This is a genomic window from Pseudomonas sp. 86_A, from assembly GCF_017491705.1.
Lineage (GTDB): Bacteria > Pseudomonadota > Gammaproteobacteria > Pseudomonadales > Pseudomonadaceae > Aquipseudomonas > Aquipseudomonas koreensis.
This window is the reverse complement of sequence record NZ_JAFGYS010000019.1, coordinates 21103-34193: the sequence shown is the minus strand read 5'-3', so window position 1 is coordinate 34193 and position 13091 is coordinate 21103. Positions and strand designations below refer to the sequence as shown.

The 13091-nt window shown below is 60.0% G+C and carries 11 protein-coding genes; 2 read left to right on the top strand and 9 right to left on the bottom strand.

Going from position 1 to position 13091, the window contains the following annotated elements; all coding sequences use genetic code 11:
• Positions 1 to 10 precede the first annotated feature (10 nt).
• Complete coding sequence (locus tag J5M57_RS25115) at positions 11 to 940, top strand: LysR family transcriptional regulator (RefSeq protein ID WP_064589520.1); 930 nt, start codon at positions 11 to 13, stop codon at positions 938 to 940.
• A gap of 227 nt (positions 941 to 1167) precedes the next feature.
• On the opposite strand, the gene J5M57_RS25110 is transcribed toward J5M57_RS25115, so the two are convergent.
• The 3 genes from J5M57_RS25110 to J5M57_RS25100 all read right to left on the bottom strand — a co-directional run bounded on the left by J5M57_RS25110 (position 1168) and on the right by J5M57_RS25100 (position 6422).
• Positions 1168 to 2946, bottom strand: a complete 1779-nt coding sequence (locus J5M57_RS25110) for an acyl-CoA dehydrogenase C-terminal domain-containing protein (protein WP_064589521.1) — start codon at positions 2944 to 2946, stop codon at positions 1168 to 1170.
• Between the two features lie 189 nt (positions 2947 to 3135).
• Positions 3136 to 4425: a GGDEF domain-containing protein gene (locus tag J5M57_RS25105; protein ID WP_169843483.1), complete on the bottom strand. Its 1290-nt coding sequence runs from the start codon at positions 4423 to 4425 to the stop codon at positions 3136 to 3138.
• Between the two features lie 191 nt (positions 4426 to 4616).
• Positions 4617 to 6422, bottom strand: a complete 1806-nt coding sequence (locus J5M57_RS25100; RefSeq protein WP_169843482.1) for a phenylacyl-CoA dehydrogenase — start codon at positions 6420 to 6422, stop codon at positions 4617 to 4619.
• A 360-nt stretch (positions 6423 to 6782) separates the two neighbouring features.
• On the opposite strand from J5M57_RS25100, the gene J5M57_RS25095 reads away from it, so the two are divergent.
• Positions 6783 to 8021: a delta-60 repeat domain-containing protein gene (locus J5M57_RS25095; RefSeq protein ID WP_207849927.1), complete on the top strand. Its 1239-nt coding sequence runs from the start codon at positions 6783 to 6785 to the stop codon at positions 8019 to 8021.
• Between the two features lie 53 nt (positions 8022 to 8074).
• Here J5M57_RS25095 and J5M57_RS25090 read toward each other — a convergent pair whose 3' ends face one another.
• The 6 genes from J5M57_RS25090 to bioB all read right to left on the bottom strand — a co-directional run bounded on the left by J5M57_RS25090 (position 8075) and on the right by bioB (position 13067).
• Positions 8075 to 8371: a pyrroloquinoline quinone biosynthesis protein PqqE gene (locus J5M57_RS25090; protein ID WP_207849928.1), complete on the bottom strand. Its 297-nt coding sequence runs from the start codon at positions 8369 to 8371 to the stop codon at positions 8075 to 8077.
• Between the two features lie 109 nt (positions 8372 to 8480).
• On the bottom strand, positions 8481 to 9161 hold the full coding sequence (gene bioD / locus J5M57_RS25085; protein ID WP_064589525.1) for a dethiobiotin synthase: 681 nt from the start codon (positions 9159 to 9161) through the stop codon (positions 8481 to 8483).
• Positions 9158 to 9970: a malonyl-ACP O-methyltransferase BioC gene (gene bioC, locus J5M57_RS25080; protein WP_207849929.1), complete on the bottom strand. Its 813-nt coding sequence runs from the start codon at positions 9968 to 9970 to the stop codon at positions 9158 to 9160. Before bioC ends, bioD begins: the two co-directional genes overlap by 4 nt.
• On the bottom strand, positions 9963 to 10694 hold the full coding sequence (locus J5M57_RS25075; protein WP_207849930.1) for an alpha/beta fold hydrolase: 732 nt from the start codon (positions 10692 to 10694) through the stop codon (positions 9963 to 9965). The genes bioC and J5M57_RS25075 overlap by 8 nt, the downstream gene beginning before the upstream one ends.
• Positions 10687 to 11865: an 8-amino-7-oxononanoate synthase gene (gene bioF, locus J5M57_RS25070; RefSeq protein WP_207849931.1), complete on the bottom strand. Its 1179-nt coding sequence runs from the start codon at positions 11863 to 11865 to the stop codon at positions 10687 to 10689. The genes J5M57_RS25075 and bioF overlap by 8 nt, the downstream gene beginning before the upstream one ends.
• A 146-nt stretch (positions 11866 to 12011) precedes the next feature.
• A complete protein-coding gene (gene bioB, locus J5M57_RS25065) occupies positions 12012 to 13067 on the bottom strand; it encodes a biotin synthase BioB (RefSeq protein ID WP_064589529.1) in 1056 nt (351 codons plus the stop codon).
• Positions 13068 to 13091 lie beyond the last annotated feature (24 nt).

The window sequence follows — 13091 nt, the reverse complement described above, 5'->3', positions numbered from 1 at the left end:
AGCATTACTTATGGATTTCAAACAACTGCGTTATTTCGTCGCGGTCTACGAAGAGGGTCATGTCGGCCGCGCTGCCGAACGCCTGTCGATCTCGCAACCGGCGCTGTCGCAGCAGATTCGCCAACTTGAGCAGAATCTCGACGTCACCCTGTTCGAACGCAGCAGCAAACGCCTGTTGCCGACACTCGCCGCGCATACGCTGTACAACCACGCCCTGCCGCTGCTCGATGGACTGCAGCGCGCGCGTGAGGCACTGGGCAACTTCAAGGGCCAGGCCTTGCGCACCTTGGCGATTGGCGTGCTGCAAACCGTGCACACCAGCCTCGTGCCGCAAATGCTGGAGCGGGTACGCAAGGCGCAGCCGCATCTGGTGGTGCAGATTTATGAGCTGACCGGGCTGGAAATCGAGCGCCGCTTGCTTAACGGCTCGCTGGACATCGGTATCAGCTATCTGCCACCGCGGCAGCCCGGGCTGCATGGCGTGATGCTGTATGAAGATGAGCTGACGCTGGTGATCCCGGCGGATCATCCGTTGCGTGAGTTCAAGAAGGTCTCGATGCGTCAGGCCGCCGAGTTGCCGATGTTGCTGCTGGGTGAAGAGTTTCAGATCCGCCAGATCTGGCAGGCGCAACTGACGAGCCTCGGGCGTCGGCCGCAGGTGCAGGCCGAACTGAACAATATGCTGGGGATTCTCGACAGTCTGCCGCACACCAAACTGGCGACGGTGCTGCCCGGGCGTTCACAGAAGGAATACGACGATGAGGATCTGTTGTGGAAACCGCTGAGCGAACCGCGGGTGCCGCTGACAGTCGGGCTGGTATGCCGCGATGTGCAACGCCAGCAGGCGTCTTTGGCCCTGCTGCGGACGTTACTGGAAGAGGTGATTCAGCGTGAGGACAAACCGCTCAAAGGCGCGCCTGCGCGAGATCCATTGAGCTGAACACTTTTCTTCAGGCAAAAGAAAACCCCGCCGAAGCGGGGCTTTGCAGACTGTTTCCCTGACATCCATTTCACTCCGCCACCCTGGCAGAATCCTACGTGTCCGTGTTGTTGCTTTGCGCTTCCTGCGCGACGTCCATGAGTTGTAGATTAGCTGTGGATCCAATCTACGCCTATGGGAGAACAGCAGCACGTCATGTAAGAGAATGCTTACATCACGCTACATCATCAGAACTGTTCAGCGTTCAGCAGGAACAGCGATTCACTACCAGCCTTCACTGACGCGCTCAGCGAGTGGATACGCGGCAGCAGACGGGCGAAATAGAACCGCGCGGTACCCAGCTTGCTGGCGTAGAAATCGTCCTGCGCTTCTTTGCCCAGCGCGGCTTTCGCCATCAGTGCCCACATGTAGGCGTAGGCGGTGTAGCCGAACGCTTGCAAATATTCGACCGAGGCCGCGCCGATTTCGTTCGGATTGGTTTTCGCTCGATCCAGCAGCCATGCGGTCAGCTCGTCAAGAGTGCCGACGGCGTCGTTCAGCGGCTTGGTGAATTCGCCCAGATCAGCGCTGGCCGTCGCGGTGAAGTGGCGGATCTCGTCAGCAAACAACTTGTAGAACGCGCCGCCGCTACCGACGATCTTGCGCCCGACCAGGTCCAGCGCCTGAATGCCATTGGTGCCTTCGTAGATTTGCGTGATGCGTACGTCACGCACCAGTTGCTCCTGGCCCCACTCGCGGATGTAGCCGTGGCCGCCGAAAATCTGTTGGCCGTGAACGGTGGTTTCCAGACCCAGGTCGGTCAGGAATGCCTTGGCCACTGGCGTCAGCAGCGCCACCAGATCTTCCGCACGCTTGCGGGTGGTCGGGTCTTCGCTGAACTTGGCGGTGTCGAGCTGCATCGCCACGTAGGTGGAGAATGCGCGGCCACCTTCGTTCGAGGCTTTCATGGTCAGCAGCATGCGACGCACGTCCGGGTGGACGATGATCGGGTCAGCGACCTTGTCTTTGTTTTGCGCACCGGTCGGTGAACGGCTTTGCAGACGATCACGGGCGTATTCGACGGCGTTCTGGTAGGAACGCTCACCGCTGGCCAGGCCTTGAATGCCGACGCCCAGACGCTCGTAGTTCATCATGGTGAACATCGCCGCCAGGCCCTTGTTCGGTTCACCGACCAGATAACCCACGGCTTCATCAAAGTTCATGACGCAGGTCGCGGACGCCTGGATGCCCATCTTGTGTTCGATCGAACCGCAGTTCGCCGGGTTGCGCGCGCCGAGGCTGCCATCGGCATTGACCATGAACTTCGGCACCAGAAACAGCGAAATACCTTTCGGGCCCGCCGGGGCGTCCGGCAGTTTCGCCAGCACCAGGTGAATGATGTTTTCGGTCAGGTCGTGCTCACCGCCGGTGATGAAGATCTTGGTGCCGCTGACCTTGTAGGAGCCGTCGGCCTGAGGCTCGGCCTTGGTGCGGATGATGCCCAGGTCGGTGCCGGCGTGCGGCTCGGTCAGGCACATGGACCCGGCCCAGATGCCGGCGTACATGTTCGGCAGGTACGCGGCTTTCAGCTCTTCGCTGGCGTGGGCGTTGATCGACAGGCACGCGCCGGCGGTCAACATCGGATACAGACCGAACGACAGGCTGGCGGAGTTGACCATTTCTTCGACCTGCGCCGAAACGGCTTTGGGCATACCCATGCCGCCGTAAGCCGGATCGCCACCGACACCGACCCAGCCGCCTTCAGCGTAAGTCTGATAAGCCTGTGGGAAACCGGCCGGCGTGGTGACGGCACCGTCCTTCCAGTGGCAGCCTTCTTCGTCGGCAGCTCGGCTCAGTGGCGCGATGCTTTTGCTGGTGACCTTACCGGCTTCTTCGAGAATGGCCTCTACGGTTTCCGCATCAACGGTCTCGGCCAGTGCCGGGAGTTCGGCCCAGAGTTTGGCGACTTCGAATACTTCATTGAGGACGAAGCGCATATCGCGCAGCGGCGCTTTGTAGTCAGCCATGGCAAACCTCGCAAGATCTAAACAGGTGATTCGTGGAAGGGTGTTTTCTGTGAGGCCGAGTGTACCTCAACAACTTTTGCGACACATAGGGTCAGGCAGTGACCGATTTGTTATTTTTGGTCACTGGCGTTTCAAGGGTAAAAAGAAGCCCGCAAGCAGCGGGCTCTTTATATACGGTTGGGCCTCGATTCAGCCGGCGGCGCTGTCCATGCGCACCGCCCCGCGGCGGTTCTGTCCGAACGCCATGACGCAGTTACGCCCGGCACCCTTGGCGCTATACAACGCCTGGTCGGCGGACTTCAGGACTTCTTCCGGGGTCCGCTGCTCGACGCGTTCGGCGACGCCGATACTGACCGTGACCGAGACACTGGAAGCACCGGAACCACCGCGACGCTGCCGACCTTGCAAGTCATCCTGTGGACGGTTTTCCTGATTGCGCAACTGAATGTTGTAGGACGCAATCGACTCGCGGATGACTTCCAGGTGCGGCATGCACTCCTCAAGGGTTTTGCCTGCGAACACCAAAGCAAATTCCTCACCGCCATAGCGATACGCCCTACCGCCACCGCTGATTTTCGACAGTTTGCTGGCGACCAGACGCAACACCTGGTCACCGACATCGTGACCGTGGGTGTCGTTGAATTTCTTGAAGTGATCGACGTCGCTCATCGCCAGCACATAGTTGCGCCCCAGACGTTGCATGCGTTCGTTGAGCGCGCGACGCCCCGGCAGACCGGTGAGTTCGTCACGGAAGGCCATTTGGTAAGCCTCGTGCGCAACGGCGGCGGCGATCATCAACATCACTTGGCTGCACATGATGTTCAGGGTAAACGGCAGGATGAAGGTTTTCGGCAGCATCCAGAACACGCCGAGCAGGCCAACCAGTTGCGCCGCGTGCAGCGGGCGCGGGTTGCGCCAGTATTGCCAGGCCAGCAGCAGGAACGCCGAGATAAATACTGGATAAGAGAGCTGGATCAGGCTCATCCACGCGCCGTGCAGCGCCGGCCAGCGGATCTCCGAAAGCCACATCAGCAGCGCCTGGGGATAACTTTGCTCAAGCCCCAACGCCACACTGCCGAAGGCCAGCAACACCGCGAAGCGCGCGACCATGTCTTGAAACAGATGCGTGCGCTCCTGCCACGCCGCAAACAAGCCGAACAGCAGCGGCAGCAGCAGGCAGACCAGGTGGAACACCACGGCGGCGTCGTCGCGTACTTTGCCGTTGTCGCGGTAATAATCGGTCTGGGTGTCGAGCAGAAAGTAGGCGATGTACACCGTGAGCATCAGAAACAGTTCGCGCTGACGTCGGTAAACCGCGCAGTAAGCCCCGCCCAACAGCAGCACCAGGGTCGGCAGCACGTTGAACAGCGAAGTGAAGAACACGTTGAGGTCTTTGACGTACGCAGCCGCCAACCCCGCAAGCAACAACAGCAGTGAAGGTAGGAAATGACTGAAACGTACAGCGGAAGAACGCGGCAAGGGTAAAGCTCCGACCCGTCATATCAAAGAGATGGCATTGTGCCTGCAATGTGGCCAGTTAAGCACACACAATGTGATCCAGATCACAGGCAGTCTCTTTAACGGCAGAAAAGCCGGGTTTCTGAGCGCTTCAGAAACAAAAAAACCGCTGCCCCCGAAGGAGCAACGGTTTCGTCAGACCGCGTTAAGGCTTAGTAGCCCAGTGCGAAGTCTTCTTCCTTCATGTCCATCAGGTTGTTGGCGCCCGACAGCATGGTGGCCACGTGGGTACGGGTACGTGGCAGGATGCGCTGGAAGTAGAAGCGCGCGGTTTGCAGCTTGGCGGTGTAGAACGCTGCGTCGCCGCTGCCTTCTGCCAGCTTCTCGGCGGCGACACGTGCCATGTCGGCCCAGAAGTAGGCCAAGCAGGCGTAACCGGAGTACATCAGGTAGTCCACGGAGGCCGCGCCGACTTCTTCGCGATCCTTCATGGCGGCCATACCGACCTTCATGGTCAGCTCGCCCCACTCTTTGTTCAGTGCTGCCAGCGGTGCAACGAATTCTTTGACGGCTTCGTTGCCTTCGTTGGTCTGGCAGAACTTGTGGACGATCTTGGTGAAGCCTTTCAGAGCCTCGCCTTGAGTCATCAGCACTTTACGGCCCAGCAGGTCGAGCGCCTGGATACCGGTGGTGCCTTCGTACAGCATCGAGATGCGGCTGTCGCGAACGTTCTGCTCCATGCCCCACTCGGCGATGAAGCCGTGGCCGCCGTAGATCTGCACGCCGTGGTTGGCGGCTTCGAAACCGACTTCGGTCATGAAGGCTTTGGCGATTGGCGTCATGAACGCCAGCAGTGCGTCTGCCTTTTTCTTCTCTTCTTCATCGACGCCGTATTTGACGATGTCGACCTGTTTGGCAGTGAAGTACACCATCGCGCGGTTGCCTTCGGCGAATGCCTTCATGGTCAACAGCATGCGGCGCACGTCTGGGTGCACGATGATCGGGTCAGCGGCTTTGTCCGGCGCTTTCGGGCCCGTCAGGGAGCGCATTTGCAGACGATCGCGAGCGTATTTCAGGCCGCCCTGGAAGCCGATTTCGGCGTGGGCCAGACCTTGCAGTGCGGTACCCAGACGTGCGGTGTTCATAAAGGTGAACATGCAGTTCAGGCCTTTGTTCGCCGGGCCGATCAGGAAACCGGTGGCGCCGTCGAAGTTCATCACGCAAGTGGCGTTGCCGTGGATGCCCATCTTGTGTTCCAGCGAGCCGCAGCTCACGGCATTGCGAGCACCGATGGTGCCATCAGCGTTCGGCAGGAACTTTGGAACGATGAACAGCGAAATGCCTTTGGTGCCAGCCGGTGCGTCCGGCAGGCGGGCCAGTACGATGTGGACGATGTTGTCGGCCATGTCGTGCTCACCGGCCGAGATAAAGATCTTGGTGCCGGAGACTTTGTAGGAACCGTCGGCCTGAGGCTCGGCCTTGGTGCGCAGCATGCCCAGGTCGGTGCCGCAATGCGGTTCGGTCAGGCACATGGTGCCGGTCCACTCGCCGGACACCAGTTTGGTCAAATAGGCTTCTTGCTGCTCAGGGGTGCCGTGCTCGGAGATGGTGTTCATCGCGCCGTGCGACAGCCCTGGGTACATGCCCCACGACCAGTTGGCTTCGCCAACCATTTCGCTGACGGCCAGACCCAGCGACTCCGGCAGGCCTTGACCGCCGTGCTCGACGTCGTGCGCCAGGCTTGGCCAGCCGCCTTCGACGAATTGCTTGTACGCCTCTTTGAAGCCAGTCGGGGTTTTCACGCCAGACTCGCTCCAGGTGCAGCCTTCGAGGTCGCCCACACGGTTCAGCGGCGCCAGTACCTGCTCACAAAACTTGGCGCCTTCTTCGAGAATGGCATCAACCATGTCCGGAGTTGCGTCGGCGCAAGCCGGAAGGCTCTGATAGTGCGCTTCGTAGCCAAGCAGTTCGTCACGAACGAAGCGAATATCACGCAAGGGGGCCTTGTAGTCAGGCATAGCGATAAACCTCTGCTGATGTAACCGGGAATGAACGACCGCGTTGATTTGTTATGACGGTCAAACAGTTGTTTGAAACATACGTTTACGCCGAAATCTTGTCAAGCATCGATCTTTTGCCGTTCGTCACCACGCCCCTCACAGGCACCGCCATCTTTGTGGTTCTGCCCCTCTGGCCGTCAAGGCATCAACCCCGTCAGCTGATAGAGCACGATCCATGACCGAAAAAACTGGATAGACGCGAATATCAGGCCCCCCCTGTAATTTCTGACAGTTGTGCACATGTTTCAGCGGGTATCTGATAGCGACAGCACGTTTCCAGTCGAAGTGCCTTCATCAGACCTAACATAGGACATGACAATGGACGTATTGAAGGATAGTGAAGCATGGTGGCGGGATCCGGACCTTGATCCAGATTTCGGGCTTGAAAAGGGCTACTTTTTTCCGGAGCCGATCACTCCCATCGTTCCCAGAAATATTCGCGCGGTCGTCCTGAGCCCTGACCAGTCGCTCAATCTGGCCAGCACATCAGAAGACGGCAAATATCAATTCAGTCGTGCAGACGCGAACGGTTTCCCCCTCGCAGGCTTTCAACCGACATCAGCAGGGTTTGAATCAGAAGGCACGTCCAGCCCGACGCGGCTGTTACTACAGCGTGATGGCAAGATCATCATGATTGGCACTTTCACGCCCGAATCAAACGACAGTCGCCTTCGCGTCGCCCATCCGGCCATCACCCGCTTTAACGCCAACGGAACGCCTGATCTGGTATTCGAGCGCCAGGTATTGCGCCATCCTCCTGAAGACGCGACTGCCTCGCCGTTTCCGAGAAAAATGGCCGATGGCTGCCTGCAAACGGATGGCAAGATACTGATCGCCAACGTGTATCAGCTGGCGCCGGCGAATTCCTCTAACTACGCCAGCAAACTGACTCGATTAAACAGTGACGGCTCGCGGGACTCAACGTTTGGCAACGGCGGAAGTATTGATGTCGTGTTTGATGGCAAACCTACTAACGCCGATCACGTACAAGTCCAGCGCGACGGAAAAATTATCGTCGCAGGCCTGATGATCAGTAATGGACAACATCAACTCACACTGGCGCGTTACACCACCGACGGCAGCCCCGACCTGAGCTTCGGCGACGACGGATATGCGCAGTACGCAGTACCTGAAAAAAACACTTTGATTAATCAACTGGTTGTCCATCAGGACAAGTTGATATGTGCCGGCTCCATCACCGGACCGCAGAGCGCTGCTCTGTTGATGAGATTTGATGCTGATGGCCAGATTGATCCAGCGTTTAACGATGGCATGCCCGTTCTGACCCGCGATGGATACGACAACCTTCAATGGGCGTGCATGTCGGTGCAATCCAGCGGCAGGATTGTTTTAGCCGGCACCGCTCAAACGCGGGATGGGAAGGAGTCCATTGTGAAACGTTTTCTGGAGGATGGACGGCCAGATTTCGGTTTCACATCGGCACCAAAGCCGATTAGCTACTCGGATATCGCCATTCAGACTTCTGGACGGTTGGTTCTAACGGCAGTTAACAGAAGTTCGTACGCGCTGGCGGTAGGTTTGCGCGGTCAGTCTTGACCCTTCAAAAAAAAGCGCTCAAAGGTTTTGAGCGCTTTTTCAGTGACAAGATCCTAGGCAAACGTGTCGATGATGGTACCGAGCATTTCATCGGAGGCCTTGGCGACCTTGGTGCCCAGCTCCACCTGGAACTTGCCTTGGGCCATCTCGGCCATGGCGCTGGCCGGATCCATTTGCTGGCTGCGGTCAATACCGCGCAGACGATCCACTTGCGCTTCGGAAGACTGGCTGGTAACCGAACGCTCGATGGTGTTGTTGGCAATCTGGCTGGCGGCCTGATCGACGCGGTTCTGCCCGGTCTGAATGGTGCTCAAACCCGCATAAAAAGCTGTATTACCGGAGATTTCCATGGGAGTTCTCATCCTTGGGAAGGATCAATGGTTGCCATTGAAGCAGAGGCGCCAGAAAAACACCCGTCAAAAATACTGATGGCACAGTGCCTTGTCATAGCCAAAAACATTAGTCGAGCAAATCCAGCTGCAAATGATCCGCCACCGCCTCGGCGCTCAGCGCCTTCAATTTCGGCACACGCCCCAGGCACGGCGCTGGCAGCCGCTCGGCCAGGGTCGCCAGGTTCTCTTCCAGCCGCGAAGTCTTCGGATCAATGATGTTGGCCACCCAACCGGCCAGTTGCAGGCCATCGCGCGCGATCGCCTCAGCCGTCAGCAACGCATGACTGATGCAGCCCAACCGGACCCCCACCACCAGGATCACCGGCAGCTTCAACGCCATGGCCAGGTCGGAGAGATTGGCCTGATCCGCCAACGGGACGCGCCAGCCACCCGCCCCCTCAATCAGGGTGAAATCGGCATTCAGCGCCAGAATCTCGCGCATCGGTGCCAGCAACGATTGCACCGTCAACGCCACGCCTGCCTCGCGCGCCGCCAGATGCGGGGCGATGGCCGGTTCGAACGCCACCGGATTGACCTGTTGATACGTCAGTGGCAGCGAACACTCAGCCAGCAATGCCAGCGCATCGGCATTGCGCAGCCCTTTGGGCGTCACTTCGCAGCCCGAAGCCACCGGTTTGCCCGCCGCCGTACTCAACCCTGCTGATCGTGCCGCATGCAGCAACCCGGCAGCCACGGTGGTTTTGCCGACGTCGGTGTCCGTTCCGGTGATGAAATAGGCTGCGCTCATAAGGGTTTCTCCAACACGGCGTAAACCACTTGATAGGTCGCCGGCAATCCCTGTGCCTGACGGTACTGCTCATAAGCCTCGACCAGACCGAGAATCCGCGCTCGCCCGGTCAAACCTCCCGGTCGACCAGGGTTCAGATTGTGCGCACCCAGCGCCTTGAGCTCATGGGTCAGGCTGCGCACATCCGGATAATGCAGCACGTGCGCCTGATTCTGCAGACTCACCGTGCGCAAGCCGCTGGCCGTGCACAACTGTTGATAACGGGCGAACTCACGGAAGCGGTTGACGTGCACCAGCCCATCGACCTCGCGCCAGCTGTCGCGCAATTCGTACAGCGTCCCGACACAAAGACTAGCAAACGCAAAAATCCCGCCGGGTTTCAGCACGCGAACAGCCTCATTGAGCACCGATTCGAAGTCGGCGCACCACTGCACCGCAAGGCTGGAGAAAACCAGCTCGCAGGTCGCATCCTGCAGCGGCAGACGCTCGGCATCACCGGCGATGAAATGCTCCGCGCCGCCCAGCGGACGTGCGTGCTCGAGCATGCCTTCGGCGATGTCCAGCGCCAACCCCTGGCCATCCGGGAAACGCTCGGCCAGTGCGCGAGTGAAATAACCGGTGCCGCAACCCAGATCCAGCCAACGGGACGGCACGAAACTCGCCGGCAAGCGCTGCAGCAACTGCGTGCCAACGTCGCGCTGCAACTCGGCGACGCTGTCGTAACTGGCCGCTGCACGGGAAAAGGAGGCCGCGACCTGGCGCTTGTCGGGCAAGCCGCCGGGCAGCGCAACAAGAGACAAATCAGTCATCGCCACACTCATGTAGAAAAGCCTGGATCGCACCCGCCACACCATGGGGGTCTTCCAGAAGAAACGCATGACTGGCCTGTTCGATCAGGCCAATTTCGATATCCGGCAACAGCGCGAACAAAACGCCCGCCGCCTCCGCAGGCACCAGGCCGTCCTGCCCGGCGAACAGGTGCAATTGCGGCCCACGGAACGCCTGCAACGCATCACGGGTGTCCAGTTGGGCGAGCAATTCCAGCCCGACCATCAATGCGACTGGCGCGGTGTTCGGCGCGCCGCCGAGCATCAGGCGCGACAAACCGCGTGGGTCTTGCGCACCCTGGGCACACAGCAGCGTAAAACGTTTGAGGGTGGTTTTCGGATCGGCCGTGCAACCGGCAAGAAACGCATCGAACGTTTCGCCCGGCATCGCACTCGGCCATTGCTCGTGAGCCACGAACGACGGATTACTCGCCAAGGTCAGCAGGCCGCAGCAACGCTCACCGCGCCGTGCTGCCAATTCAGAGGCAAGCATGCCGCCCAGCGACCAGCCGCCCAGCCACACATCTTGAGGAATGCGCTCATCGAGTTCGTTGAGCCAGTCCTGCAGAGCGCTGGAGTCCAGCTCCGGCAACGGCTCGATCTCGACATGCAGATGCTCGTCGAGCCCGCGCAACGCCGCCGCCAAGGGCTCCAGCGGCGAAACACCGAGGCCCCAGCCGGGCAGCAGAATCAGGCGATCACGCATGGCTTGGCTCCGGCGACAGTTGGGCAAAGCAATCGGCCAGTCCTTCTAACAATAGCTGCACCTGCGCCACGCTGTGGGCGGCGGTCAGGGTCACGCGCAGGCGTGCGCTGCCAGCGGGCACGGTAGGCGGACGGATTGCAGTGACCATCAAGCCACGCTCACGCAGCATCTGCGACAGGCGCACCGCGCGAGCGGCATCGCCGATCAGGATCGGCTGGATCGGGGTGAAGCTGTCCATCAGTTGCAGACCGATCTGCTTGGCACCTTGGCGGAACTGGCGAATCAGCGTCTGCAAATGTTCACGACGCCAGTGTTCGCTGCGCAGCAACTCCAGACTTTTCAGCGTGGCACAGGCCAGCGCCGGAGGTTGGCTGGTGGTGTAGATGTACGGCCGGGCGAACTGGATCAGGCTTTCGATCAGCTCTTCGCTGCCGGCGACAAAGGCGCCGGCGGTGCCGAACGCCTTGCCGAGGGTGCCGACCAGCACCGGCACATCGTCCTGACTCAAGCCGAAATGCTCGACGATCCCGCCGCCATTGGCGCCGAGCGGGCCGAAGCCATGGGCATCGTCGACCATCAGCCACGCGCCCCTGGCCTTGGCCTCACGCGCCAGCGCCGGCAGATCGGCGATGTCGCCGTCCATGCTGAACACGCCATCGGTGACCACCAGCGTATTGCCGGTGGCTTTCTCCAGACGCTTGGCCAGACTGTCGGCGTCGTTGTGCAGATAACGATTGAAACGCGCGCCGGACAACAGCCCCGCATCAAGCAGCGAGGCATGGTTGAGCCGGTCTTCCAACACCGTATCGCCCTGCCCGACCAGCGCCGTGACCGCGCCGAGGTTGGCCATGTAGCCGGTGGTGAACAGCAGCGCACGCGGCCGGCCAGTGAGATCGGCCAATGCTTCTTCGAGCGCATGGTGCGGGCCGCTATGGCCGATCACCAGATGCGACGCGCCGCCACCAACGCCCCAGCGCTTGGCACCGGCGCGCCAGGCTTCGATCACCTGCGGGTGATTGGCCAGGCCCAGGTAGTCGTTGTTGCAGAACGCCAATAATGGCTGGCCGTCGACCACCACTTCAGGTCCCTGCGGGGACTCGAGCAACGGGCGCTGGCGGTAGAGGTTTTCAGCACGGCGGGCAGCAAGGCGTGCGGCGAGATCGAAAGACATGCAGGCCTCGACTTTCAAGTGACACAGATCCCCTGTAGGAGTGAGCCTGCTCGCGATGGCGGTGTATCAGTCGACATTATTGGTGAATGTCAGACCGCTATCGCGAGCAGGCTCACGCCTACAAGGTTTTGCATTTCAAGTGGCGGTCAAACCGCAGCGTTATAGAACTGCTCGCTGCTCTTCTGCTCCACCAGCGCCTGCTCGATCGCGGCCTGATGCACCTCATCGGAATGCTCTTCGCGCGCTTCCGGCTGGATGCCCAGACGCGCAAACAGTTGCATGTCCTTGTCGGCCTGCGGGTTGGCGGTGGTCAGCAGTTTGTCGCCGTAGAAAATCGAGTTGGCACCGGCAAAGAACGCCAGGGCCTGCATCTGCTCGTTCATCGCTTCGCGGCCGGCGGACAGGCGCACGTGGGATTGCGGCATAAGGATGCGCGCCACGGCGAGCATGCGGATGAAGTCGAACGGGTCGACGTCGTCAGCGTTTTCCAGCGGCGTGCCGGCGACTTTCACCAGCATGTTGATCGGCACCGATTCCGGATGCTCCGGCAGGTTGGCCAGCTGGATCAGCAGATTGGCGCGGTCATCCAGCGACTCGCCCATGCCGAGAATGCCGCCGGAGCAGATCTTCATCCCCGACTCACGCACGTAGGCCAGGGTCTGCAGGCGCTCGCTGTAAGTACGGGTGGTGATGATGCTGCCGTAGAACTCCGGCGAGGTGTCGAGGTTGTGGTTGTAGTAATCCAGACCAGCCTTGGCCAGCGCTGCGGTCTGCTCCTGGTCGAGACGACCGAGGGTCATGCAGGTTTCCAGGCCCATGGCCTTGACGCCTTCGACCATCTTCAGCACGTACGGCATGTCTTTGGCCGACGGGTGTTTCCACGCCGCGCCCATGCAGAAGCGCGTCGAACCGATGGCTTTGGCGCGGGCAGCCTCTTCGAGGACCTTCTGCACTTCCATCAGCTTTTCTTTTTCCAGACCGGTGTTGTAGTGACCGGACTGCGGACAGTATTTGCAGTCTTCCGGACAGGCACCGGTCTTGATCGACAGCAGGGTGGAAACCTGCACGCGGTTAGCGTTGAAATGCGCGCGGTGCACTGTCTGCGCCTGGAACAGCAAGTCGTTGAATGGCTGTACGAAGAGGGCTTTGACTTCGGCTAAAGACCAGTCGTGACGCAGGGTGGCAGAGGTGCTGGCGCTCATGGGCAGTTCCTTGGTTATGCTTGG

Excerpts from the sequence above, each read along its gene's own strand:
- J5M57_RS25115 (WP_064589520.1), top strand. The coding sequence starts at position 11 with ATGGATTTCAAACAACTGCGTTATTTCGTCGCGGTCTACGAAGAGGGT.
- J5M57_RS25110 (WP_064589521.1), bottom strand. The coding sequence starts at position 2,946 with ATGGCTGACTACAAAGCGCCGCTGCGCGATATGCGCTTCGTCCTCAAT.
- J5M57_RS25100 (WP_169843482.1), bottom strand. The coding sequence starts at position 6,422 with ATGCCTGACTACAAGGCCCCCTTGCGTGATATTCGCTTCGTTCGTGAC.
- J5M57_RS25095 (WP_207849927.1), top strand. The coding sequence starts at position 6,783 with ATGGACGTATTGAAGGATAGTGAAGCATGGTGGCGGGATCCGGACCTT.
- J5M57_RS25090 (WP_207849928.1), bottom strand. The coding sequence starts at position 8,371 with ATGGAAATCTCCGGTAATACAGCTTTTTATGCGGGTTTGAGCACCATT.
- bioD (WP_064589525.1), bottom strand. The coding sequence starts at position 9,161 with ATGAGCGCAGCCTATTTCATCACCGGAACGGACACCGACGTCGGCAAA.
- bioC (WP_207849929.1), bottom strand. The coding sequence starts at position 9,970 with ATGACTGATTTGTCTCTTGTTGCGCTGCCCGGCGGCTTGCCCGACAAG.
- J5M57_RS25075 (WP_207849930.1), bottom strand. The coding sequence starts at position 10,694 with ATGCGTGATCGCCTGATTCTGCTGCCCGGCTGGGGCCTCGGTGTTTCG.
- bioF (WP_207849931.1), bottom strand. The coding sequence starts at position 11,865 with ATGTCTTTCGATCTCGCCGCACGCCTTGCTGCCCGCCGTGCTGAAAAC.
- bioB (WP_064589529.1), bottom strand. The coding sequence starts at position 13,067 with ATGAGCGCCAGCACCTCTGCCACCCTGCGTCACGACTGGTCTTTAGCC.